A 22639-nucleotide genomic window follows, 5' to 3' on the forward strand; every position below is an offset into this window, starting at 1 on the left:
CCTCAAGATTTAAGACCACGGAGAGTCCACAGCACGTACGCGACGAATTCGCGAACGTAAGCGGCGGGACGTGCCACCGGCGGTGTATACGCACCAAACACGGAAAAGCGCACGTTACCGCCGTTTTCTCTATCCAGGCCTGCCACCACATCGGTGGTCATCTCTGTGCGCTGCACGTGAAAGTCACTGGTGACCACGGCCACTTCTCGGATAGCCAGGCCGTGCTCACGCAGAATCTCTAGGCTGTGTCGCAAGTTCTCTCGCGTGTTGGTGGCTCGATCCTCCACCAACACTTGGTTACGGTGTCGCCGTAGATGCTCGCCGTGAGTGGAGTGCAGGTAATCGGCCATTGCCTGGCCTTCAGACGTGAGCTCGTCAGCTCCCTGCCCACCGGAAACCACCACGGGCACATCTGGGGAGGACAGCTGAATGGCACGGTCTAGGCGTCGACACAACATGGGGCCTGGCCACCGACCCACCAGGCCACAGCCCAGCACCACCACCGCATCGACCGGGCGGCTGGGAAGCGCAGTGCGGCTCGGCGAAATCCGACGCACAAAGATCACACTCCACGCGGCCACCGCCAGCCAGGCGCACAGCGCAAGTAGCACCGCAGAGCGCCACAACCAACCGGGAACCCACACGGCCACGCACAGTCCCAGCACCAGTGAAGCGAAATCCGCAGCGGCCACCACCGTCAACAAGTGCACCCACCCGCGCCGATCCCCCGAGCGCACCAATGGCGCCGATACTGCGGCACCTGCGATCAACGGCAGCAGATGGGCGCCGTAGGCCACCTCAAACGCCGCGCTGAGCAGTTCAGAATGCGCCGAGCTAACCAGCAGCCACAGAGCCACCCATCCCAGCTCGGCGCCAGCTAGAGCCACCACGCCCACCCATGCAGAGCGCTTGAATCGGTTCAGCGCCGCACTCAGCGGGCCGCTGCCCGGAGACTGCGGAACAGGAATTACTCCCCGCCCATCAGCTTGTACTTCAGCGCCCGATCCTTCTCAAAGACCTGATCTCGCATGGCCTCTTGGTAGCGCACCATCTGCTCCATCAGCTGCTCGCTACCCACGGCGAGGGTCCGCACAGCCAGCAAACCGGCGTTCTTAGCACCGTCGATGGACACCGTGGCCGTGGGCACGCCCGCTGGCATCTGCACGATAGACAGCAGAGAATCCAAGCCGTCCAGGTTGCCCAGCGCCCGTGGAATGCCAATGACCGGCAGCGGAGTGGCCGCGGCGATCATGCCCGGCAAGTGAGCAGCACCACCAGCACACGCGATGATGACCTTGATGCCGCTGGTGTGCGCGTTGCGCGCATAGTCCAGCATCCGCTCCGGGGTGCGGTGTGCGGATACCACGCCAATCTCCATGGGGATGCCGAACTCCGCGAGTACTTCGGCGGCTGGCTGGACCGTCGGCCAGTCCGAATCCGATCCCATCACGATGCCCACCAATGGCTGTGGAGTGTTCTGCGTGTTTTCCGGAGAGGTCATGGGAGTGCCTTTACTTCTTCTCGTTACTGATGCAAACGGGTGGCTTAACGCTTTCCCACTTTAACCCGTGTAGCCATCCGTCCACTGCGCCGTGACCAGATAGTTTGCGGCTTCACGCGCTGCGGTTCGCAGTTCATCGACGCTCTGGCCTTCCGTGCGCACCATGTTCACGTGGCCCATCTTGCGGCGCGGTCGCCATTCCTTGCCGTACATGTGGATCTTGGCGTTCGGGTATCGACGCCACACTTCATCCATCCTGCGGTGCATCGCCATGTCTGGGTCATTGTCTGCTCCGAGCACGTTGGCCATGACTGTCGTGGGGCCGATCGGAGAGGTATCGCCCAGCGGACGGTCCAGCACGGCCCGCAGGTGTTGTTCGAACTGGCTGGTCACGCAGCCATCTTGGGTCCAGTGGCCGGTGTTGTGTGGGCGCATGGCGAGTTCGTTGACGATGATCTCTGGCTGGCCTGCTTCGTCCACGGTCTCGAAGAGTTCCACGGCGAGAACTCCCGTGACCTCGAGTTCAGAAACCACAACGCGGGCGAGTTCCTCGGCGGCGGTGAGGATAGATGCGCTGGTATCCGGTGCGGGTGCAACTGCCTCCACACAGATGCCGTCTTCCTGGACGGATTCCACCACGGGCCAGGTGCGGACTTCGCCTGAGGGAGTCCGGGCCACCATCGCGGAGAGCTCGCGCACCAGCTGCACCTTCTTCTCCGCCATCAGTGGCAGTCCTTGCTCCAGCAGATCCGCGACCAGTTCGGCAGCATCGTCTGCGGTAGCTGGGAACCACACGCCCTTGCCGTCATAACCGCCGCGGCGCGTCTTCAGGCAGACGTTTCCGCCAGTGATGTCAAAGAACTCGCGGATCTCATCCACCGAGGTAATTTCTATGAACGGTGGAACTGGGGCACCGATTTCCCGCATGCGCTTGCGCATGACCAGCTTGTCCTGGGCATTAACCAGAGCCTTGGGCTGGGGTTGCACATTAATTCCCTCAGCGATGAGGGCTTCTAGGAACTCGTTGGGGACGTGCTCGTGATCAAACGTCACGGCGTCGGATCCGCGAGAAACCTCTTCCACATGGGCGCGGTTGGTGTAATCCCCCAGCACCACGTCCGGCGTGACCTGCGCGGTAGAGGAATCGGCAGCACCCGCGAGCACGCGCGTGGTCAGGCCCAGCTCGATTCCCGCTTGGTGCATCATCCTGGCCAGCTGGCCATCGCCGATGATGGTCACCAATGGTGCACCCAGCGCGTGGGCAGAGGCGCGGGACAGGCTCCAATCGGCGACAGTTTCCGCGAGTTGGGCCGCAGGGGTCTGGTTCGTTGGGTTGTTATCTGCAGAAGAGCTCGTCTGTTGTGGCACGGCTATTAACTATAGTGGCCGGATCTCGCTCTTTAGAAGGCGCACGAACTTCTTGGCCTTGGGCACGTTGTGCAGCACCACGGGCATACGAGCTCCCATGGTGTACAGCGCAACGTCGGACCCGCGGTGACGGGCATCAACAATGTGAGCCAAAGGGATCTGAGCGATCTCGCTGCGCCAATGCCCGGTGGCGGTGATGAGCCTTTCGTCGGTAAGCATCATGCGCGAGCGAGAGCGGAACACCAGGTGACGGATGCAGCGGGTCCAGGAGAGCACCACCCATGCCACCAGGACGGCGCGGCGCAACCAGAGCAACACCATCAGCGTTTGGTCTTCTGGGAGCATTGCCACGATCTGGCTCGGCGGGCTGTACACCGCACCAAAGGTGGAGCGGGCGACGGAATCGAAGTGGGCATCGATCAATCCGACGAGCAACCACGCCAGACCAGTAATGATGATGAGTTCCAGCACGGGGAAGATCACAGAGCGACGCTGTGGGCTTAAGTCCGCCAGCAGGTGTTCCTGCGGGTCAATGGTTAATTTAGTCACGGCCTGCCTCCCCCTGTGTTTCATTCGTGTTTGCAGAGTTTTCTGGTGAATTAGCGTAGTGGTTGTCGCTTGTTGCTCCGCCCGGGCGCAGGTGCACCACGTCTCCCGCAGACACGCTGGTGCGTGAACCGCCGGTGTCCACGATCAGCTGGCCGTCCTCGGCAATATCCACGGCGGTACCTTCCATCACGCTATCGCCGGGAAGCATCACCTTCACCGTGGTTCCTAGCGTGGTGGAGAGCTTTTTGTACCGCGAAAGGAACGTCTGGGGTGCCCCACCCATGGTGCGAAAACGCTCCATGTCCTCTTGCAGGCGCAGCAAGATCGCCACGATGATGTCCTCGCGGGAGGCCAACTCGGGCGCTGGCTCTTCAGAGTTAACCCCTGCCGCCTGCGACCTCGTCGTCTCGAGCGCTACAGACGTGGCGTGCGGCACGGGTAGCTCACTGGTTGTCAGGTCATAGTTCACGCCGAAGCCCACCACCACGCGCGACACATCGCCCACGTGCGGAGCTTCCACCAGAATCCCCACCAGCTTGCGCGCGTCCACCAGCACATCATTCGGCCACTTCAATGTGGCCTCCACGCCAGCAGACTTCCGCAAGCCCTCGGCAATGGACACCCCTGCAAGCAAGGAAACCAAACCCAAGCGATTCGAAGGAACACCCGGGAGCAAGAAGGATGCAGACACGATGACCTGGCTGAAAGCCGGTGCGCTCCACGCTCGGTTGAGGCGGCCGCGGCCCTGCGATTGCTCTTCGGCAATCAGCACGGTCCCGTTGGGCGCCTCAGTGCGGTTGCAGAGATCCGAGTTCGTCGAGCCCGTGACTCGCACCACGTCTACGTCTGCGTACCCCAACGTCCGCAGGCGCGCAGTCAACCTCGCAGCATCCAGCGGCGCGCGGGCAGGGGTGGCCGCCGCGCTCTCCGGGGTGTACTGTCCGTTGCTCATGGTGCTTCAGCTTAGCGTGCGCGCGGGACAGCGCCGATTACTCGCGCAATGCGCCCCTTTATTGTTGTGTGCCAAAAATTAGTCCGTAAACTATGGCGCATGACTGCTACCACGGATACATCGACAACCGCTGGGAAGATCGGGGATCTCCAGCAGCGCCTCGCTGAGACCCGCACCCCGGTGGGCGAGGATGCGGTGCGCGCCACGCACGATGCGGGCCGCCTCACCGCGCGTGAGCGCGTGGAGTCTTTGCTCGATGAAGGTAGTTTCGTGGAGATCGACGCCCTGGCTCGCCACCGCTCCACGGCGTTTAAGTTGGATAAGTCTCGCCCGGTCACTGATGGTGTGGTCTCCGGTCACGGCACCATCGATGGTCGCCCTGTGTGCGTGTTTTCGCAGGATTCCAGCATCTTCGACGGTCAGCTGGGCGAGGTCACCGGCGAGAAGATCGTCAAGGTTGTGGAGCTGGCCGTGAAGTCCGGTACTCCCCTGATCGGTTTCTACGATGGCCTCGGCGCACGCGCCAAGGAGGGCATCGTCACGCTGGAGATGTACTCCAAGATCTACCGTCTGCAGGCGCTGGCCTCCGGTGTGATCCCGCAGATTGCCATCGTCGCCGGCGAAGTTGCCGGTTCTCAGGCCCACGGTGTGGCGCTGTCTGATGTGGTCATCGAGGTCGCTGGCCAGGGCAGCGTGCGTTTGAACCTGCAGGATTCCTCCAGCTCTGTGTCTGATGCCGAGGAGGGTCTGACACATCTGACCGCCCGCGATGAGCACGCGGCACTGGATCTGGCTGCGGACATGCTGAGCTACCTGCCGTCCAACAACCGCGCTGTGACTCCGTCGGCGGATGCCAAGCCGGCCGGCGATTCCATCGCGCTGGATTCCGCGATCCCCGATGCTGACGGCGCCGAGTTCAACATGGTGGACATCATCTCCGGCGTGGTCGACGATTCCTCCCTGCTGGAGTTGCAGCCCGTCTTCGCCCGTAATGCGCTGACCGCCGTGGCCCGGATCAACGGCAACGCGGTGGGTATCGTGGCCAACCAGCCGACTCAGAATGATGCCTGGTTGGATACTGATTCTGCGGAGAAGATTGCTCGTTTCATCCGTTTCTGCAACACCTTCAATCTTCCTTTGGTGACGTTCGTGGATGCTCCCGGTTTTATTTCCGACGCCACCTCCCTCGGCGCCGCTCGCCGCACCGCCAAGCTCCTGTCTGCGTCCGCGGACGCGTCGGTGGGCAAGATCACGGTGATCGTTCGTCGCGCGTTTGGCTCCGCATACTTGGCCATGGGCGCCAAGCGGATGGGCACGGACCTGGTCTTCGCCTGGCCTACCGCCCAGATCTCCACCGACGACGCTGAGGCTCTATCCGAGGTCACCGGCGAAGATGCCCAAAAGATGGAGCAGAAGCTGGTCAATCCTTATGCCGCCGCAGAGCGCGGTTTGGTGGACGCAGTGATCAGCCCTTCCGCCACGCGCCAGCAGCTCATCGATGGATTGCGTCTGCTCGAGCGCAAGGTGGAGGACGGATACCACCGCAAGCACAACAACATGCCGCTGTAAGAGAAGTTAGGGATCACTAGATATGTCACATACTCCTCCCACCAGCGCCACCTCTCCCGCGGAGGCACCAGAAGATAACGTCTCCTCTCCTGCCACCAATGTGGAGATCATCAAAGGCAACGTGACGGACACGCAACGCGCAGCCTTGGAGCAGGTCGTGAACTCCGTTGCCGAGGCCGTGGAGCGCGAGAAAAACGTCAAGCCCAATCCGCGCGGGCACTACGGGACGCCCCTGCGCCAGCGCGCCACCAACACAGCGAATCCCACCGGATTTCGCACTGCGCCGCTGCCGTGAGCGCGCCCCACACGGGCCGGATTGTCCTGGCCTCCACGTCTCCGTCACGCCTGAGCATTCTTCGCTCAGCGGGGATCGAGCCGATTGTGGAACCCTCCGACGTGGACGAGGACGCCGCAGCCGCCGAGCTGACGGAACCGTCCCCGGAGGAATTCGTCCAACACTTGGCTCAAGCCAAGGCGCGGGCGGTGAGTTGGCGTCGAGAAAAAGAAAACACCGCAACCGCAAGTGACGTAATCATTGGCGGGGACAGCATGCTGCTGCTCGACGGCGAGCTTCAAGGCAAGCCGTACACCGTCGAGGAAACGGTGCACAGGTGGCAGGCACAGCGGGGCAAGGTCGCGCACCTAGTCACGGGGCATTGCGTGATGTATCGGGGCGAGGTGGTCACGGAAGCTGCCACCACCGCCGTGCATTTCGGCGATGTATCCGACGCCGACATCCGCGCCTACGCGGAAACCAACGAACCGCTTTTGTGCGCTGGGGCATTCACCTTGGAGGCGATGGGCGGCTGGTTCATCGACAAGATCGAGGGGGATCCCTCTTCGGTGATCGGGCTCTCGCTACCCGTGGTGCGCAGGTCCATGGAGCACTTCGGCCTGCGCGTCAGCGATTTCTGGAACCTCTAGCGCTGATCCATCGGCACCACGTGGCGCTGCTCCGGACCGTTGTACTCGGACAGCGGGCGAATCAGCGAGTTGTTCTCATACTGCTCCACGATGTGCGCCGTCCAACCGGCCACGCGGGCGATGACGAACAGCGGAGTGAAGAAGTCCACGGGGAATCCCAGCAGGTAGTAGGCCGGACCGGCAGGGAAATCGAGATTCGGCTGGATACCGTTGCGGGCATCCATCGCGCCCTGCATGTTCTCGTACATTGCTACCCACTTGGCGCCGTCATGCCGCTGGGCAAGAGCGCGGAAGGAACGCTCCATGGACGGCACGCGGCTATCGCCTTTCTTGTACACGCGGTGGCCAAAGCCCATGATGAGCTTCTTGTTGTCCAAGGCATCGTTGACCCACGCTTCCGCTTGATTGGGATCATCGATTTCCAACATGGTGTGCATGACGAATTCGTTGGCACCGCCGTGCAGGGGTCCCTTGAGCGCGCCGATAGCACCGGTGATGGCGGAGTAGACGTCCGAGCGTGTGGACGTGATCACGCGGCTGGTGAACGTAGAGGCGTTGAAGGAGTGCTCCGCGTAGAGGATGAGAGACTTCTCGAAGTCCCGGGCGTCCTCTGGGTTCGAGGCGGGCGAATCCTCCTCGTTGCCAAAAACCATGGACAGCAGGTTCTCCGCTACGCCCTTATTCGGATCAGGGGCCACGATGTCCTTGCCCTGGCGCCTGCGGATGTCCATGGCCATCGCCATGGGCAGCTGCGCCAGCAGATTGTGGCCTACGTGGGTGATGTGCTCCTTATCCGGTGTGAAGTGCTCCGGATCCTTGGTGCCCATGTAGGACACGGCCGTGCGCATCACGTCCATGGGATGGCAGTCCGTGGGCAGCGAGTGGATCAGGGAGATCAGGCCTGGATCCAACTTGCGGTAAGAACGGCCGCGCTTGTTGAACTCCGTGAGCTGGTCTTGAGTGGGCAGCTCGCCGTTCCACAGTAGGTAGAAGACTTCCTCAAAACTGCAGTTTTTCACAAGATCCTGCACCGCGTATCCGCGGTAGGTCAGGGAATTGGTCTCTGGCATGACCTTGGACACGGAAGTGTAATCCGCGATGACTCCATACAGGCCCTTACGGACATCGGATGCTGGTGTGGTGGTGCTCATGGTTGTTCTCCTTGAAACGGATGAGACGAGGTGAAGGTGAAATCTAGTGAAGACGGGATGGAGAGTTAGAAAAGTCCCTGCGGAATATGTGGAGCGCGGGCCAACACGTCATCGTCGAAGACCACGTTGAGCTGCCCCAGATCCACGGCACCCAAGTCAGCGGTGTTTTCTGCGACGCTGAGGAAGCGGTCCTGCTCGGCGTCGGACACAATTCCCTCCGCAAGCGTGCGGAACTTCGCGATGTAATCCTCGCGCTGGAACGGACGTGCGCCCAGCGGGTGTGCATCGGCCACAGCGAGTTCTTCCTCGATGACTGTGCCGTCCTTCAACGTGATCACCGCACGAGCGCCAAAGGCCTTCTCGTTTGGATCCTCGGAGTGGTAGCGACGCGTCCACTCCGGATCCTCAACGGTGCTGATCTTGTTCCACAGCTCGATCGTGGACGGGCGGTTTGCTCGCTCTGGGGCGTAACTGCGCTCGTGGTGCCACTCGCCGTCTTCCAACGCGACGGCAAAGATGTACATCACCGAGTGGTCCAGCGTCTCGCGGGAAGCGGAAGGGTCGAACTTCTGCGGATCGCCCGAACCCGTGCCGATCACGTAGTGCGTGTGGTGGCTGGTGTACAGCACGACCGATTCGATGTCATCCAGGTTGGAGATCTTCTCCCGCATTGCCCGGGCCAAGTCGATAGGGGCCTGCGACTGGTACTCGGCGGAGTGCTCCTTAGTGTAGGTATCCAGGATCGCGCGCTTTTCCTCGCCCGCTTCGGGCAGCGGAACCGTGTAGCTGGCCTCGGGACCATCCAGCATCCACGCGATAACTCCGTCCTCGCCTTCCCAAATCGGAGCGGGAGCACCTTCTCCGCGCATGGCGCGATCCACGGCCTCTACCGCCATTTTTCCGGCGAATGCTGGGGCGTGGGCCTTCCAGCTGGAGATCAGTCCCTTACGGGACTGCCTCGTGGCCGTGGTGGTGTGCAGAGCCTGGCCTACCGCCTGATAGATCGTCTCCTGATCCAAGCCCAGCAGCGTGCCGATTCCGGCTGCGGCGCTGGGGCCTAGGTGTGCGACATGGTCGATCTTGTGCTTGTGCAGGCTGATGCCCTTCACCAGATTCACCTGGATCTCGTAGCCGGTGGCGATGCCACGGATAAGGTCTTGTCCCGTCAATCCGTTGGCCTCGGCGCGGTGCTGCGCCACGGCGAGGATGGACGGGATGTTATCGCCGGGATGGGAATATTCCGCGGCCAAGAACGTGTCATGGAAGTCCAGCTCGCGCACCGCCACCCCGTTAGCCCAGGCAGCCCACTCTGGGCTGACGACATCCTGGACACCGAATACTGCTGACCCGCCAGAACGGGGAGCCGCATGCGCTAAAGCTTGCGCCCGAGCTGCGGAGACCGGGCGTCGAAGAACGGAAGCCACCGCAACAGACGCATTGTCGATGATTCGGTTGACCACCATCTCCGCGGTCTCCTCGGCGACAGCGACGGGATCTGTGGCCACCCCCGCCACTTTCCAAGCCAAGTGCTGGTCCTGCGGAAAATCCTCGGCGGACTTCCATACCCGCACGGTGTGATCGATCATCGCGATAAAACCTCTCCTATAAATGTGAAAGTGTTGCAGATCACATTAGCGAGAAGAGTGATTAATTTCCTTTAAAAAACAAAACCCTGCAGCCTCCCCGCCCCATCACGGGGAGGGCGCTACAGGGTTCGGCGCGAAGCGAAGTTACGCGTGCTTTTCCTCCACGCGCTTGATGGCCTCTTCTGCCACCAGCTGCTGGATGCCCATGTCCAGCTCGGAGGTAAAACCAACACAAGAGCAGTTTATTTCGCCCAGCACGTACGTATCGGTGCCGTCTTCCGCATCGGCCAGCATGAAATCTGCGGTCCAGATCAGAGGAATGTTGTCTCCACCGAGCTTCTCCGCGATGACCGGACGAGCATCAGCAAACATGTCGATCAGGTCCTGCCATGCCTCTGGCTTGTCATAGGTGTACTTCGCGCCAGAGAACAGGGTCGCAGAGAAGTTGTCTCCGCCCTCTGCTGGCTTCTTGTGCACCACGAACACTGGGTGTGGGCCAACCAGCAGGATGCGCACCTCGCCTTCGACGATGCGTGGGCAGAAACGCATGTCCACCAGCATGCCGTTATCGCCGATGATGTACTGGTCACAGAAATCCATGAAATCGCCCAGCTCGCGAACCTCGGTGTGGTTGTCCACAGCCTCGGTGCACTTAAGCATGGTGTCCAGTGGCAACTCGGTGCCTGGCTCCACGGACTGCGCCAGCTCGCGATCCTTCAGCTGCACGCGCCAGATGCCGGAACCAGTGGATCCGCGGTTCTGCTTGAGCACGCGCTCGTCGTAGGACAGGGTCTTCGGGAAGGTCTCGTGGAAAGACTCCACGTCGTAGTAAGCAGCCGTGTCATCCGGCACCAGGTTAGTGTCATTGAGCTTGACCAGCGCATCCTTGGCACCGTAGGCCATCATTTCCTCAGGAGTAGACATACCCACCAAGTCGGCCTCGTGGGACAGCTTGGTCAGCAGCTCAAAGTAGCCCTTTTCTCCACCTGGAATGTTGCCCGGATTCACGCGGGAGATGTAGGCATCGTAATTTTCAGAAACGTCCTGGAAGATCTCTTCTGCGCGGTCGGGGTGGAAGTACACAACCTCGGCGTTCCATCCCTTGTCTCGAATCGCGTTGACGATGGGCATCGTATCCCTACGGTGTCCGTCGTCCCCCTTGTCGTTGCCACCCTCAACTTCAAATACAACAATGCTCTTCTTCAATGCAGTTACCTCTCTGAGTGTGCCCGGTCTGAGCAGTTGAAAATACACTGCTAATTTTATGCAGCTACCAGCCCATTCGCAGGGTGAGCATGACCCAGAAGTGACCCTTAAAGGGGTCAAACAGTTAGACTTTCTGGGTTAGGAAGGTGGACCCATGGGAATTGAATTCGATCCGAGCCCGCAGTTAGCTCAGTACGCGCACCCAGAAAAGCTCGTGACCAGCGCTTGGCTTGGCGCGAAGCTGGGTTCCCCGGACTTGAAAGTGCTGGAGAGCGACGAAGACTCGCTGCTCTATGACATTGGGCACATTCCCACTGCTCATCGTGTGAATTGGTCTGCGGATCTCAATGACTCTGTGTGTCGGGATTTCGTCGACGGTGAGGCCTTCGCTCAGCTCATGAACTCTCGGGGCATTTCCCGCGAGGACACGGTGGTTATCTACGGCGATCAGTCCAACCTGTGGGCCGTCTACACGCTGTGGGTCTTCGAATTGTTTGGCCACCCCGACGTGCGCCTTTTAGATGGTGGCCGTGATGCGTGGATGCAGGAAGAAAAGGAAACTTCCTACGAGGTACCCAACCGCACCACGGATAGTTATCCCGTCATTAATCGGGACGACGCCACTCATCGCGTCTTTGCTGATGAACTGCAAGCCCACTTGGATTCTCTGCAGATTCTCGATCTTCGTTCTCCCGAGGAATTCTCTGGCAGGACCAACGAGGAGGAACACCCGAGCGTCAGCAGGGCGGGTCACGTTCCCGGCGCACACAATCTCGCGACGGCGAACAACCTCTACCCCAACTCTCGTTTCCGCAGCCACGCGGAGCTTGCTGCCGCACACCAGCAGCTCGATTCTTCAGCCCCTACCGTGGTCTACTGTTCCTCCGGTGCCAGCGCCGCGCACGAGTGGTTCACGCTGACCTACCTTCTCGGGTGGGAAAACGTCCGTGTCTACGACGGTTCGTGGACCGAATGGGGCAATAAGGTTCGCGCCCCAATCGCACACTAATTCGAAGCGCTTTCCAAGCGCGCACATAAAATGCGGAAAGAAAACAATTCCCGCTGAAGTAACATGTGCGGGAGAACACACGCTTCTACATTATGGAATAAATTCCACACGACGTAGTAGCGTCAATGGGAATCTCTCAAAACAATCGTGGAGGATATGACGTGACTGAGACTGCTCGGGGTATCACCAAGGTGCTTATCGCCAACCGCGGCGAAATTGCCGTGAGGGTGATCCGCGCAGCTCGTGACGAGGGGCTGACCTCCGTCGCCGTTTACGCAGAGCCTGATGCCCATGCTCCCTTCGTGCGGATGGCTGATGAAGCCTTCGCACTGGGCGGACAGACCTCCGCTGAGTCCTACCTCAACGTGGACAAGATCCTCGAAGCGGCCGCGAAGTCCGGCGCAGATGCCGTGCACCCCGGTTACGGATTCCTCTCCGAAAACGGTGACTTCGCAGAAGCCGTCATCAACGCTGGGCTGACTTGGATCGGCCCCTCCCCCAAGGCTATTCGCCAGCTCGGCGATAAGGTCACTGCGCGCAACATCGCCACCGAGGTTGATGCACCACTGACCCCTGGCACTAAGGAGCCAGTCAAGGATGCCGAGGAGATCAAGGCGTTTGCGGAACAGCACGGTCTGCCCGTTGCCGTAAAGGCAGCTTTTGGTGGTGGCGGTCGCGGCATGAAGGTCGCCCACACCATGGAAGAGATCCCTGAGCTCTTCGAATCCGCCACCCGCGAGGCCATCGCAGCCTTCGGACGCGGCGAGTGCTTCGTGGAGCGCTACCTTGACCGCGCCCGCCACGTGGAGGCTCAGGTTCTGGCAGATTCCCACGGAAACGTGGTTGTTGCTTCCACTCGCGACTGCTCCTTGCAGCGCCGCTTCCAGAAGCTCGTGGAAGAGGCACCGGCACCTTTCCTCTCCGACGAGCAGAACGCGCGCATCTACGAGTCTGCCAAGGCGATCTGCCGTGCCGCAGGCTACCAAGGCGCAGGCACCGTGGAGTACTTGGTCAGCAGCGATGGCCTCATCAGCTTCCTCGAGGTCAACACCCGGCTGCAGGTGGAGCACCCCGTGACAGAGCAGGTCACGGGATGGGACTTGGTGCGCGAACAGTTCCGCATCGCCAACGGTCTGCCACTGAGCCGCACCGAAGATCCAGAGATCAACGGCCACGCCTTTGAATTCCGCATCAATGGTGAAGACCCGGCCAATAACTTCATGCCCGCCCCCGGATGCGTGACGGCATACTCGGAGCCATCCGGTCCTGGCGTGCGCATGGACTCCGGCATCGAAGAAGGTGCGACGATCGGCGGACAGTTCGATTCCATGCTCGCCAAGCTCATCGTCACCGGCGAGACTCGCGAGCAGGCTCTGCAGCGCTCCGCCCGCGCGCTGGAAGAATATGTGGTGGAAGGTCTTCCCACCGTGATCCCGTTCCATCAGGAAATGGTCACGCACCCAGAATTCGCTGCTGCCGACGGTAATTTCACTGTCTACACGCGCTGGATCGAAGAGGATTGGGACAACCAGCTCCCCGCATACGAAGAACCCCTGGATGCCAGCCAGTCGTCCGGAGATGTGGTGGAGCTTCCGCGCGAGAATGTTGTCGTCGAAATTGATGGACAGCGCGTGGAAATCACCGTTCCCGGCGAGCTGATGGCGACAGGCAGCAGCCAGCGTCGCGCACGGCGTCGCCGTGGTGCCAGCGGACAGGTCGCCATCACCGGCGACACGGTGGCCTCCCCTATGCAGGGAACCGTGATCAAGGTCGACGTGTCCGAGGGCCAAGAGGTTTCCGAGGGCGATGCTCTGCTGGTTCTTGAGGCCATGAAGATGGAAAACGCTGTGAAGGCTCACAAGTCCGGCGTGGTCAAGGGATTGTCCGTGCACGCTGGTCAAGGTGTCACCAAGAACGAGCCGATGCTGGAGATCGTGGATCCAGAAGACAGTTCCGCTGAGTAGTTGGACGCACTCGGCGCGAAACCTTAACCGAAAATACGCTGAAAACTGCAGCACAGCCAATTAAAGTAGCGTGACGATGCAAGATTCAGATCAGCCTCAGCAGCCACGGGCATTCATGCGCCGCACATGGTGGCTTGTCGCTGGCTCGATGCTGCTGATCATTGGCCTGGCTACCGGCATCACCGCCTTGTTGGGCGTAAATAATTTCGGCGCCGAAGATGGCGTGAGCGTTTCCGCCAACAAGAGCTACTACCTGCTGGCCGACCGGGATGCATTGGGCGTGACCGAATGCAATCTGGAACTCGCGGACGGCAGCGATGCTAACTCCCTGCTGAGCAACGTAGAGCCCTTGGTGGACGAATCCATGCAGGTCCAGGACGTCTCGTTGCCCGTCATCGAAGCCAAAGGCGTATACGCCCGCGTGCAGTTTTCTGAAGATGCGGACAATCTCCGCTTTGTCTGCGATACCGGTCAGACCTATATCTCCAGCTTCAGCGAGACCACGTTGCAGGCGCTGCGCTGGGTCTCGCAGCTGACTCTGCTGTTCGGCATCGCTGCGCTCCTGGCAGCCTTGGCGCTGCGTTACCTCCCCGGCAGGGATTCCAGCACGTCCGCTGCCTCGCCCGCTACATCGACGACCCGGAGTGATCCTGAGCATGGACAAAATGGCTAATCAATTGGCCGGCCACCTGGCCAAATTCACCAAGCCCCACCGCGGCTTCGTCCTATCGATCGATCAGGGCACTACCTCCACCCGCGCCATGATTTTCGACGCCCGCGGCCAGGTGGTCAGCACCAGTCAACTGGAACACCAGCAGATCTTCCCTCAGCCCGGATGGGTGGAACACGATCCTGAGGAGATCCTGCGGCACACCCGCAGAGTGATGGCTGATGCGATTGCGGTGGCGGATTTGCCGTCGGACGAAATCGCCTGCCTGGGCATCACCAACCAGCGCGAAACCACGGTGATGTGGGATCGGACCACGGGAAAGCCGGTCTACAACGCCATCGTGTGGCAGGACACGCGCACGGACAAGATCGTGAATTCGCTGGACGAGGAGACGAAGAACCTCTTCCAGGAGCGCACGGGTTTGCCCGCGTCGACGTATTTTTCCGGCCCGAAGATTCGCTGGATCCTCGATCACGTGGACGGCGTGCGCGAGCGTGCCGAGCGCGGGGAACTTGCGGTGGGCACGATTGATTCCTGGTTGGTGTGGGAGTTGACTCGTCGTTCCCGACGCCAACACGGAAGCATCAACAAGGGTGCCAAGCACGTCACCGATCTCACCAACGCTTCACGCACCATGCTGATGGATCTGCGCACGCAGAAGTGGGATCCGGAGCTATGTGAAGCTCTGGGGATCCCCATGAGTTTGCTTCCGGAGATCGTCAGCTCCTCTGAAGTTGTGGGCGCCGTGCGACGTTCCGGCCCAGCATATGGTGTGCTGATCAGCGGTATTATGGGCGATCAGCAGGCGGCGACGTTCGGCCAGGCGTGCTTGCGACCGGGCGAGGCGAAGAACACCTACGGCACCGGCAACTTCCTGCTGCTCAATACGGGCGCGGAGCCGCAGACCTCGGAGCACGGTCTGATCACCACCGTGGCGTATCGCTTGGGCAATCAACCCGCCGTTTTCGCGCTGGAAGGATCCATCGCGGTGACTGGTTCACTGGTGCAGTGGCTGCGCGACAACCTCGGTTTCTTCCACAGTGCGGACGATATCGAGGCGTTGGCGCGCAGCGTGGAGGACAACGGAGGTTGCTACGTGGTGCCCGCATTCTCTGGGCTTCTGGCACCACGGTGGCGGCCGGAAGCTCGTGGCGCGATTGTGGGGCTCACCAGGTACGTCACCAAGGCGCACATCGCCCGGGCTGCCTTGGAATCCACCGCGTTTCAGACCCGCGAGGTGGTGGAGGCCATGAATAAGGATTCCGGTGTTCCGCTCAAGGCGCTGAAGGTGGACGGCGGCATGGTTCCCAATACCTTGCTGATGCAGTTCCAGGCGGATCAGCTGGGCGTGCCGGTGACTGTCTCCCAGATCGCCGAGACCACCGCATTGGGCGCGGCGTACGCGGCCGGGTTGTCCGTGGGATTCTTCAGCGGAATCGAGGAGATCCGCCGACTCTGGCGCGAGCGCGTGACGTACAAGCCCGGTGTCTCTGATCAGGAACGCAATGAGGCTTTCCGCCAGTGGAACCGTGCTGTGGAACGGACCTATGACTGGGCTGAAAAAGACAGTCCGGGTCAGCGGTAGGCTAAACATCATGGATAGGCCACACCACCCCGATCTTCCACACCTGCGCGTCAGCGATCCTGAGCGCCACGATGCCATCAACATCCTCGGTAGCCACTTCGCCGAAGGCCGGTTGAGCCTAGATGAGTTCGAGCAGCGCTCCACGCAGGCCGCCAACGCCGTGACGAAGAGCGAGTTGGACACGCTGTTTAAGGATCTCCCGCCACTGTCCCCGGGAGCTCACCTCATGCCGCACTACTCGGCTGCGGAGATTGAACGTGCCCGGCGCGATGGCGCGCGTCCGAAAGCCTCGATCTTGGGAATGACAGCGGTGGGTGCCACGGCCGCTGCGATCGTGTTGAACCCGATTTGGGATGCCTCTTTTGCGTTGTTGCTGATGATTCCCGCCATCGCCATCCTGCTCTACGTGGCCAAAGTCGGCCCGAACCACTGGCACACACCGTCCCAACGCAGCATGGAGCGCCGCCGACTCAAGGCGATCCGGGTGGAGCAGCGACTGGAGATCGAACAGCGCAAGGCTCAGCGTCGCACCCAGCGTGCGCAGCTGACGGACTCGGCAATGAAGTTCGCCACCAATTCCATCAACAAGAAGCTCGGCGACCAGCGCTAGAGCTCGCCGCCGCGCCCGCCTTCTTCCACCTTGCCGTGGAACTGGTCAATCACTCCGGCAAACATGTGGATGCCCACGCCGATGGCGCGCTCGTCGAAAACGATATCCGGCTGGTGCAGGTCCGGCTTCTCCCCCTTGCCGTCCCACGCTCCCAAGCGGGCCATGGATCCCGGCACGTGCTCCAGGTACCAGCTGAAATCCTCGCCGCCGGTGGACTGCGGAGCTTCCCGCAGCGCGTATGGATCGCGGTCCTTAACTGCCTGGGCAATCATGGCCGTGGCCACGTCATCGTTGGTCACTGGCGGCACGCCCTTGGTGTAGCGAATCTCCATGTCCGCGCCGGTCGGAGCCACAATCTGCTCTAGCAGCTCGGTGAGGATCTGCTGCCCCTGCCGCCACACGCCCACCTGCGCAGTGCGGAAAGTGCCCAGCAGGCGCACTTCCTGTGGGATGGCGTTAAACGTTGATCCCCCATTGACCGCGCCAAAGACCACCACCGTGCCGGAACGTGGATCCAGCCGACGAGTCAGCAGACCAGGCAATTGCGTGATGATCAGGCCCGCGGCATACACCAGATCGCTGGTCAAGTGCGGCCTAGAGGTGTGCCCGCCGTGACCACGCAGAATGATTTCCACCACGTCAGAGGCGCTGGTGATGGGGCCGGTCCGCACACCGATTTCCCCGGTCCGCAGCTTCGGTTCGCAGTGCACCGCGTAGATGGACTGCACGTCGCGCAGGGCTCCGGCCTCGATGACCTCTACTGCACCACCGTCCATGACCTCTTCTGCAGGCTGATAGATGCACCGAACTTGCACGGGCATGGCGTCGGCACCATGTTCTTCCACGAAGGCCGCCAGCCCACACGCCAGGGCCAACACGATCACGGTGTGAATATCGTGCCCGCAGGCGTGCATCACGCCCGGGTTCTGCGAGGAAAAGTCTAGGCCAGTGGCCTCTTCTAAGGGGAGGGCATCGATATCGCCGCGGAAGGCAATCAGCGGGGCGTCCTTCGGCCCGATGTCCACCGTGGCGCCCGTGGACGGCAACGCGCGCGGGTCCAGGCCGGCCTCGCGCAGGGTGGTCAGGATGAATTCCGTGGTTGCGGTTTCCATGTGGGACAACTCGGGGTTGCGGTGCAGGTGACGCCGCCATCCGCGGATGGTCTCGCGGTTGTTCTGAACCCATGCACTCACAAAACTGGAGATGCTCACGTGATCCACGGTCAGTCCTCGCCCTTCCTGTTGCCCTCGTTGTGCGCTGTGGTGAATGTTCCTTATTTCTCGACGCCACCACTGCCACCTCGCACGGGTGACTTTGTTCAACCACTTCAGTCTAGTCCCACGTGGCGCAGGCAACTGCATGCCAGGGGCGTGAACGGTAACTTGGTGTGCATGAATGAAGCGACGACGTCCCCGCAACAACTGGCTCAGCAGGCCGCAGAAGCACTTCTGGAAAAGACTTCCCAGGATGGATTCGATGTGGCAGTGGTTCTCGGCTCGGGGTGGCGCCCCGCGGCTGACGTGCTGACGGAGAATGCAGAGGACTTGCTGGAGTTCCCTATGTCTGACCTGCCGGGCTTTTTGCCGCCGACGGCGCAGGGCCACGGTGGCACGGTGCGCAGCGGAGTTATCGCTGGTCAGCGCGTGCTGGTTTTGTTGGGACGCACGCACGCTTATGAAGGCCACGAGCTGTGGCGCACGGCACACGCGGTGCGCACGGCGGCGGCTGCCGGTGTGTCCACGGTGGTACTGACCAACGCCGCCGGTGGCTTGATCGAGGGCATGCAGGTGGGCGAGCCAGTACTGATCAGCGATCACATCAACTTCACCGCGAAGACTCCGTTGAGCGGGGCGAACTTCGTCAATCTGGTGGATGCTTACTCCCCGGAGCTGCGCCGACGAGCGGAAAACCTGCGCCCCGGAATCCGCGAGGCGGTGTACGCAATGATGCCCGGACCGCAGTACGAAACTCCCGCAGAGATCCACATGCTGCGCACCCTAGGCGCTGGCCTGGTGGGCATGTCCACGGTGTACGAAACCATCGCTGCCCGCGAGGCCAACATGGATGTGCTGGGCATTTCTCTGGTGACGAACCTGGCTGCGGGAATGACCGGCGAGGCGCTGAACCACGAGGAGGTTCTGGAAGCCGGCAAGAACGCCGCCCAGGACATGGGTGAGCTGCTCCGCGAGCTGGTGGGCACCCTATGAGCGGGTTGCGCTTCGGCACCGCAGGGCTGCGCGCACCGGTAGGCCCCGGCCCCGATCTGCTCAACGTCCCCACCGTGACTCGGACCACCGCCGGAGTTGCGGCGTGGATGAAAGAGTCGGTGAAGCCCACCCGTTCGGATGGTCGCTTTCACGTGGCCGTGGGCTATGACGCGCGCTACGGATCTCACCCTTTTGCTCGTGCCACCGCGGAGACGTTCTCCGGAGCAGGTTTCGAAGTCACGCTCATTGCAGAGCCTGGTGCCACGCCGATTCTGGCTTGGCTGGTCAAGGCTCGGAAATTCGATGCGGGCGTGCAGATCACGGCCAGCCACAACCCGGGTGCGGATAACGGCTACAAGCTCTACCTCGACGGTGGACGCCAGCTGCTCAGCCCCGCCGATGCCCAGATTGAGGAAGCCATCTCCCGGCAACCGACCGCCGACAAGATCCCTCGCTCTGAGGCGAAATCTATGGATCTGGCAGCGCAGAATGGCTATGTCACGGCAATCTCCAGCGTGGTCGCCACCGGCGAGCAATCCGAGCTGTGCAAGCGCAGGACGTTGAAAATCCTCTACACCCCGATGCACGGCGTGGGCGGCGAGGCACTGGAATCAGCGCTGCGCAGCAATGGTTTTGGCGACATCCACTTTGTCCCCTCCCAACGGTGGCCGGACCCGGACTTCCCTACCGTGGCCTTCCCCAACCCAGAGGAGCCAGGTGCCACAGACCTGCTGCTGGAACAGGCGCGCGAGCTACAGCCGGATCTGCTGATCGCGTTGGACCCGGACGCGGACCGCTGCATGCTCGGAGTGCCAGATCCTTCCGAGCCCACGTATGGATACCGCATGCTGCGTGGAGACGAGACCGGTCCACTGCTAGCGGGGCACGTGGTGAGTCGGCGCGTGGTGGCGTCGGAAAGAAACAAACAACCACCTGCGCCCGTGGTGGCAACCACCGTGGTTTCCAGCCAGCTACTGGGCCACATGGCCCGGCGCAACGGGTGGAATTACGTGGAGACGCTCACCGGGTTCAAGCACCTGGCACGCGCGGCCGACGATCAGCCCGGCGAGTTGGCTTTCGCCTACGAAGAGGCCATCGGCACCTGCCCTGCGCCGCAGGTGGTGGCGGATAAGGACGGCATTGCCACAGCGCTGATCGCCGCGCAGTGGGTGGCGGATCTCAAGGAGCAAGGCCGCACCCTGCTGGACGAGCTGGCCGAGCTGGAGCAGACCTACGGTGTATTCCGCACCGGGCAGGTCAGCATGCGTTTTGAGACTCCGGAACAGGCTGCGGGGACGGTCACCGCAGTGTTGAACGCACCTCCCACGGAGCTGGCGGGGATCACTGTGGGCTCCTCGCCCATCGAGGACTCTGCGGGCCGAACGACCGACGGCGTGAAGTTGGCTGGCCAGCGCGAGGAGATGGCAATCCGGGTCATCGCCCGGCCGTCCGGCACGGAGCCAAAGGCCAAGTTCTACCTAGAGGTCACCGGGCCTGCGGGATCTCGCGATGCGGTGGAGGACGTGTACGGCGAGCTGGAGCGGGCCGTCAAGGAGCTGTTTTAGAGCTCGCGGGCGTTATAGCTCTTATCAGTTAGAGCTCGTTGAGGTCGATGTTGCGCGGGCCGTACAAACGGTCGCCGGCATCGCCGAGCCCCGGAATGATGTAGGCATCCTCGTTGAGTTCCGGGTCGATTGTGGCGGTGACCAGCTTCTTCACCGAGGTTTCCGCCTGCACCAGCGCATCGACTCCCGGCTTGGCGGAGATCATGCAGATGCAGGTGATGTCATCGGCACCACGGGCCTCCAGCAGGCGGATGGCATGCAGGAGGGATCCGCCGGTGGCCAGCATCGGGTCAACCAGAAATACGGGCTGACCGGCAAGATCGTCCGGCAGCGCCTCCAGGTAAGGGACAGGTTCGTGCGTCTCTTCGTCACGAGCCAGGCCAATGAAGCCCACCTGTGCGTCCGGGATCATAGACAGCGCTGGGTCGATCATGCCCAGCCCGGCGCGGATCACTGGCACGATGATCGGCGGCTTTTGCAGCCGGTAGCCGTCCGCCACCGCCACTGGAGTCTGCACATCAAACGTCTCCAGCTGCAGGTCGGCTGAGGCTTCGTAGACCAGCATCGCTCCGAGGTCAGCAAGAGCTGCCCGGAAGGCTGCGTTGTTACTGCGTGCGTCTCGCATGATTGTCATCCGCGAGGCCATCAATGGGTGCTGTACCACCTGAATTTCCATGTTTTCCGATTCTACGCATCCGCTTGGATGAACCTTTGAGGCACGCGCGGAGTCTAAGGGGTGTGTACGAAGGTCGGTTGGTTGGAAGAGCAGTGGGGACCGCAGGTGAATAACTGGATGCAGCAGTCAGGGGCGCAGCCTCAGGGAGCACACTCGTTTTTGAGCGCGAGGTCTTCTGACATTGCCTTGGTCGCGAGCGCTTTGTCCGATGTGGGGCGCACACTTGGCCACCCCGTGTCTTCGGCGGAGGCGCAGTGGCCCGTGCCTCTGGTTCCCGAGGCCAGCGATTTTCTCCGTGCGTTGTCGCAAGCTCGCCGAGCGCAATCGGCATCGTTGCAGGGCCTTTCGGTGTTTTTTCACAACGCCAACACCTCCCTCTCCCAGTTCAGACAGTCCTTGGACACTCATGAACAATCCACGGCCGCGGGCTGGAATCGGTGGTAGCAATGAACCTCACAACGCTCATCAATCCTCTGCTTCAGTTGGCGCCCTCCCCTTTCCTGGCCGGTCACTCGGAGTCTGTGCCTGATCTGGATCTGCAGCTCGTTGATGGATTGGCGCCCAGTGTGGCGCACGCCGTGGAAGGCATTGCGGGCGATGCGATCAGCCAGTCTCTAGGGGCTGGTGCTGGTCGCGTTCACCAGGCCATGGCCGCTGGACAGAGCATCGACGAGATTGCCCGCCAAGGTGAGCATGCAGTGCAGGAAGCCATCGCTGATATCACCGTGATCGCACAGGAGTGTCTGCAGGACGTTGTCGGGGCAGTTACTTCGTCTTCTCTCCTGGGCGGACCGCTCGGCATGCTGAGTGGTCCGCAAGTGGCGTTGATCGTGGAGGAGCGCAAGATCCAGGCTCATGACCGTCTGATCGAGCTTGGACGTGAGCTGCAGCTGCTCACCGCTGATATTGCGGCTGTCCAGGTACCTGAAGCTCCGCGATCTCCGAGTGACGCGTCGGCAGCTGCTCCAGGGAACACTGGGGTTCCCTCTTCCGCAGAGGCTCCACAGTCGGTTGCCCCTGAAGCTCTAGCTTCTCCTAGCGCTGACTCTGTTGCGGAATTTTCCGGAGAAAGCGCTGAGACCAACAGCGAGGATGTAGCCGGCGCTCCCTCACCGCAAGCGGCAGCCGCTGTTCAAGCCGCCCGCAGCGCGATGGGTACGCCGTATCAGTGGGGAGGGACTGCTCCCGGATCCGGCTTCGATTGCAGCGGCCTGACCCAATGGGCTTATGCACAGGCCGGGGTCGATATTCCACGAACCGCTCAGGAACAGGCTGTGGGTACACCGGTATCTCAGGAACAGCTTCTTCCAGGCGACTTGGTGGTGTGGGACGGCCACGTGGCCATGGTCGCAGAGGACGGTCAGATGATCGAAGCGGGCGATCCAGTACAGCTAAGCCCGATACGCACGGAAAACATCGGCATGAACTTCCTGGGCTTCTACCGACCCACCGGCTAACGCCTTCAACCTTCCTTAACCGCCGCCCTTTCAATCTACTTTAAAGCCTTCTCTCACCCCTCCACAGCTATCGATACACAGAAACGACGC

General features: G+C 61.5%; 22 protein-coding genes. 12 read left to right on the forward strand and 10 right to left on the reverse strand.

All coding sequences use genetic code 11. The features are described 5' to 3' along the window. Positions 1-2: 2 nt before the first annotated feature. The 5 genes from IM764_RS03615 to IM764_RS03635 all read right to left on the reverse strand — a co-directional run bounded on the left by IM764_RS03615 (position 3) and on the right by IM764_RS03635 (position 4370). Complete coding sequence (locus tag IM764_RS03615; protein ID WP_194186929.1) at positions 3-887, reverse strand: YdcF family protein; 885 nt, start codon at positions 885-887, stop codon at positions 3-5. Between the two features lie 80 nt (positions 888-967). Further along, complete coding sequence (gene purE / locus IM764_RS03620; RefSeq protein ID WP_099297811.1) at positions 968-1501, reverse strand: 5-(carboxyamino)imidazole ribonucleotide mutase; 534 nt, start codon at positions 1499-1501, stop codon at positions 968-970. Between the two features lie 60 nt (positions 1502-1561). Beyond that, entirely contained in the window at positions 1562-2779 is a 1218-nt protein-coding gene (locus IM764_RS03625; protein WP_194186980.1) for a 5-(carboxyamino)imidazole ribonucleotide synthase, read from the reverse strand. A 99-nt stretch (positions 2780-2878) separates the two neighbouring features. Next, the gene (locus IM764_RS03630) at positions 2879-3418 is read right to left on the reverse strand and encodes a hypothetical protein (RefSeq protein WP_194186930.1); all 540 of its coding nucleotides are present in this window, start codon (positions 3416-3418) and stop codon (positions 2879-2881) included. After that, entirely contained in the window at positions 3411-4370 is a 960-nt protein-coding gene (locus IM764_RS03635) for a biotin--[acetyl-CoA-carboxylase] ligase (protein ID WP_194186931.1), read from the reverse strand. Before IM764_RS03635 ends, IM764_RS03630 begins: the two co-directional genes overlap by 8 nt. A 99-nt stretch (positions 4371-4469) precedes the next feature. Between IM764_RS03635 and IM764_RS03640 the strand changes: the two genes are divergently transcribed. From IM764_RS03640 to IM764_RS03650, 3 genes are read left to right on the forward strand one after another with little or no spacing between them, the layout of a single operon-like run. Then, positions 4470-5939 (forward strand): acyl-CoA carboxylase subunit beta, encoded by a 1470-nt coding sequence (locus IM764_RS03640; RefSeq protein WP_194186932.1) that lies wholly within the window; start codon positions 4470-4472, stop codon positions 5937-5939. A gap of 22 nt (positions 5940-5961) precedes the next feature. After that, on the forward strand, positions 5962-6234 hold the full coding sequence (locus IM764_RS03645; protein ID WP_099297819.1) for a hypothetical protein: 273 nt from the start codon (positions 5962-5964) through the stop codon (positions 6232-6234). After that, the gene (locus IM764_RS03650; RefSeq protein WP_099297821.1) at positions 6231-6863 is read left to right on the forward strand and encodes a nucleoside triphosphate pyrophosphatase; all 633 of its coding nucleotides are present in this window, start codon (positions 6231-6233) and stop codon (positions 6861-6863) included. The genes IM764_RS03645 and IM764_RS03650 overlap by 4 nt, the downstream gene beginning before the upstream one ends. Here the strand turns inward: IM764_RS03650 and IM764_RS03655 are convergent. The 3 genes from IM764_RS03655 to IM764_RS03665 all read right to left on the reverse strand — a co-directional run bounded on the left by IM764_RS03655 (position 6860) and on the right by IM764_RS03665 (position 10806). Beyond that, the gene (locus IM764_RS03655; protein ID WP_194186933.1) at positions 6860-8014 is read right to left on the reverse strand and encodes a bifunctional 2-methylcitrate synthase/citrate synthase; all 1155 of its coding nucleotides are present in this window, start codon (positions 8012-8014) and stop codon (positions 6860-6862) included. The two genes, IM764_RS03650 and IM764_RS03655, sit on opposite strands and share 4 nt — an antisense overlap. Positions 8015-8079: 65 nt before the next feature. Next, entirely contained in the window at positions 8080-9600 is a 1521-nt protein-coding gene (gene prpD / locus IM764_RS03660; RefSeq protein ID WP_099297825.1) for a 2-methylcitrate dehydratase PrpD, read from the reverse strand. A gap of 144 nt (positions 9601-9744) precedes the next feature. Beyond that, a complete protein-coding gene (locus tag IM764_RS03665; RefSeq protein ID WP_194186934.1) occupies positions 9745-10806 on the reverse strand; it encodes a Cj0069 family protein in 1062 nt (353 codons plus the stop codon). Between the two features lie 154 nt (positions 10807-10960). Between IM764_RS03665 and IM764_RS03670 the strand changes: the two genes are divergently transcribed. The 5 genes from IM764_RS03670 (at position 10961) to IM764_RS03690 (ending at position 16644) form a co-directional block, all read left to right on the forward strand. Beyond that, on the forward strand, positions 10961-11815 hold the full coding sequence (locus IM764_RS03670; RefSeq protein ID WP_194186935.1) for a sulfurtransferase: 855 nt from the start codon (positions 10961-10963) through the stop codon (positions 11813-11815). Between the two features lie 161 nt (positions 11816-11976). Further along, complete coding sequence (locus tag IM764_RS03675) at positions 11977-13779, forward strand: biotin carboxylase N-terminal domain-containing protein (protein WP_370551533.1); 1803 nt, start codon at positions 11977-11979, stop codon at positions 13777-13779. A gap of 76 nt (positions 13780-13855) precedes the next feature. Continuing rightward, a complete protein-coding gene (locus tag IM764_RS03680) occupies positions 13856-14452 on the forward strand; it encodes a hypothetical protein (RefSeq protein ID WP_194186937.1) in 597 nt (198 codons plus the stop codon). Beyond that, positions 14436-16034, forward strand: a complete 1599-nt coding sequence (gene glpK / locus IM764_RS03685; RefSeq protein WP_194186938.1) for a glycerol kinase GlpK — start codon at positions 14436-14438, stop codon at positions 16032-16034. Before IM764_RS03680 ends, glpK begins: the two co-directional genes overlap by 17 nt. A 10-nt stretch (positions 16035-16044) precedes the next feature. After that, entirely contained in the window at positions 16045-16644 is a 600-nt protein-coding gene (locus tag IM764_RS03690) for a DUF1707 domain-containing protein (RefSeq protein ID WP_194186939.1), read from the forward strand. Here the strand turns inward: IM764_RS03690 and IM764_RS03695 are convergent. After that, complete coding sequence (locus tag IM764_RS03695; RefSeq protein ID WP_370551534.1) at positions 16641-17855, reverse strand: amidohydrolase; 1215 nt, start codon at positions 17853-17855, stop codon at positions 16641-16643. The two genes, IM764_RS03690 and IM764_RS03695, sit on opposite strands and share 4 nt — an antisense overlap. A gap of 180 nt (positions 17856-18035) precedes the next feature. On the opposite strand from IM764_RS03695, the gene IM764_RS03700 reads away from it, so the two are divergent. Further along, entirely contained in the window at positions 18036-18851 is an 816-nt protein-coding gene (locus IM764_RS03700; protein ID WP_194186941.1) for a purine-nucleoside phosphorylase, read from the forward strand. After that, positions 18848-20416 (forward strand): phospho-sugar mutase, encoded by a 1569-nt coding sequence (locus IM764_RS03705; RefSeq protein ID WP_194186942.1) that lies wholly within the window; start codon positions 18848-18850, stop codon positions 20414-20416. Before IM764_RS03700 ends, IM764_RS03705 begins: the two co-directional genes overlap by 4 nt. A 28-nt stretch (positions 20417-20444) precedes the next feature. Here IM764_RS03705 and upp read toward each other — a convergent pair whose 3' ends face one another. Continuing rightward, positions 20445-21092, reverse strand: a complete 648-nt coding sequence (upp, locus tag IM764_RS03710) for a uracil phosphoribosyltransferase (RefSeq protein ID WP_194186943.1) — start codon at positions 21090-21092, stop codon at positions 20445-20447. Positions 21093-21251: 159 nt separating this feature from the next. On the opposite strand from upp, the gene IM764_RS03715 reads away from it, so the two are divergent. Continuing rightward, the gene (locus IM764_RS03715) at positions 21252-21536 is read left to right on the forward strand and encodes a hypothetical protein (protein ID WP_194186944.1); all 285 of its coding nucleotides are present in this window, start codon (positions 21252-21254) and stop codon (positions 21534-21536) included. A 2-nt stretch (positions 21537-21538) separates the two neighbouring features. Then, positions 21539-22549, forward strand: a complete 1011-nt coding sequence (locus IM764_RS03720) for a C40 family peptidase (RefSeq protein ID WP_194186945.1) — start codon at positions 21539-21541, stop codon at positions 22547-22549. The last annotated feature ends 90 nt before the right edge of the window (positions 22550-22639 follow it).

The sequence above is a fragment of the Corynebacterium sp. ED61 genome, from assembly GCF_015233855.1.
In the GTDB taxonomy this organism is placed as follows: Bacteria; Actinomycetota; Actinomycetes; order Mycobacteriales; family Mycobacteriaceae; genus Corynebacterium; species Corynebacterium dentalis.

Coding starts and splice junctions, on each gene's coding strand:
- IM764_RS03655 (WP_194186933.1), bottom strand. CDS start 8,014: ATGAGCACCACCACACCAGCATCCGATGTCCGTAAGGGCCTGTATGGA.
- IM764_RS03640 (WP_194186932.1), top strand. CDS start 4,470: ATGACTGCTACCACGGATACATCGACAACCGCTGGGAAGATCGGGGAT.
- IM764_RS03680 (WP_194186937.1), top strand. CDS start 13,856: ATGCAAGATTCAGATCAGCCTCAGCAGCCACGGGCATTCATGCGCCGC.
- IM764_RS03645 (WP_099297819.1), top strand. CDS start 5,962: ATGTCACATACTCCTCCCACCAGCGCCACCTCTCCCGCGGAGGCACCA.
- IM764_RS03705 (WP_194186942.1), top strand. CDS start 18,848: ATGAGCGGGTTGCGCTTCGGCACCGCAGGGCTGCGCGCACCGGTAGGC.
- IM764_RS03700 (WP_194186941.1), top strand. CDS start 18,036: ATGAATGAAGCGACGACGTCCCCGCAACAACTGGCTCAGCAGGCCGCA.
- IM764_RS03690 (WP_194186939.1), top strand. CDS start 16,045: ATGGATAGGCCACACCACCCCGATCTTCCACACCTGCGCGTCAGCGAT.
- glpK (WP_194186938.1), top strand. CDS start 14,436: ATGGACAAAATGGCTAATCAATTGGCCGGCCACCTGGCCAAATTCACC.
- purE (WP_099297811.1), bottom strand. CDS start 1,501: ATGACCTCTCCGGAAAACACGCAGAACACTCCACAGCCATTGGTGGGC.
- prpD (WP_099297825.1), bottom strand. CDS start 9,600: ATGATCGATCACACCGTGCGGGTATGGAAGTCCGCCGAGGATTTTCCG.
- upp (WP_194186943.1), bottom strand. CDS start 21,092: ATGGAAATTCAGGTGGTACAGCACCCATTGATGGCCTCGCGGATGACA.
- IM764_RS03670 (WP_194186935.1), top strand. CDS start 10,961: ATGGGAATTGAATTCGATCCGAGCCCGCAGTTAGCTCAGTACGCGCAC.
- IM764_RS03635 (WP_194186931.1), bottom strand. CDS start 4,370: ATGAGCAACGGACAGTACACCCCGGAGAGCGCGGCGGCCACCCCTGCC.
- IM764_RS03720 (WP_194186945.1), top strand. CDS start 21,539: ATGAACCTCACAACGCTCATCAATCCTCTGCTTCAGTTGGCGCCCTCC.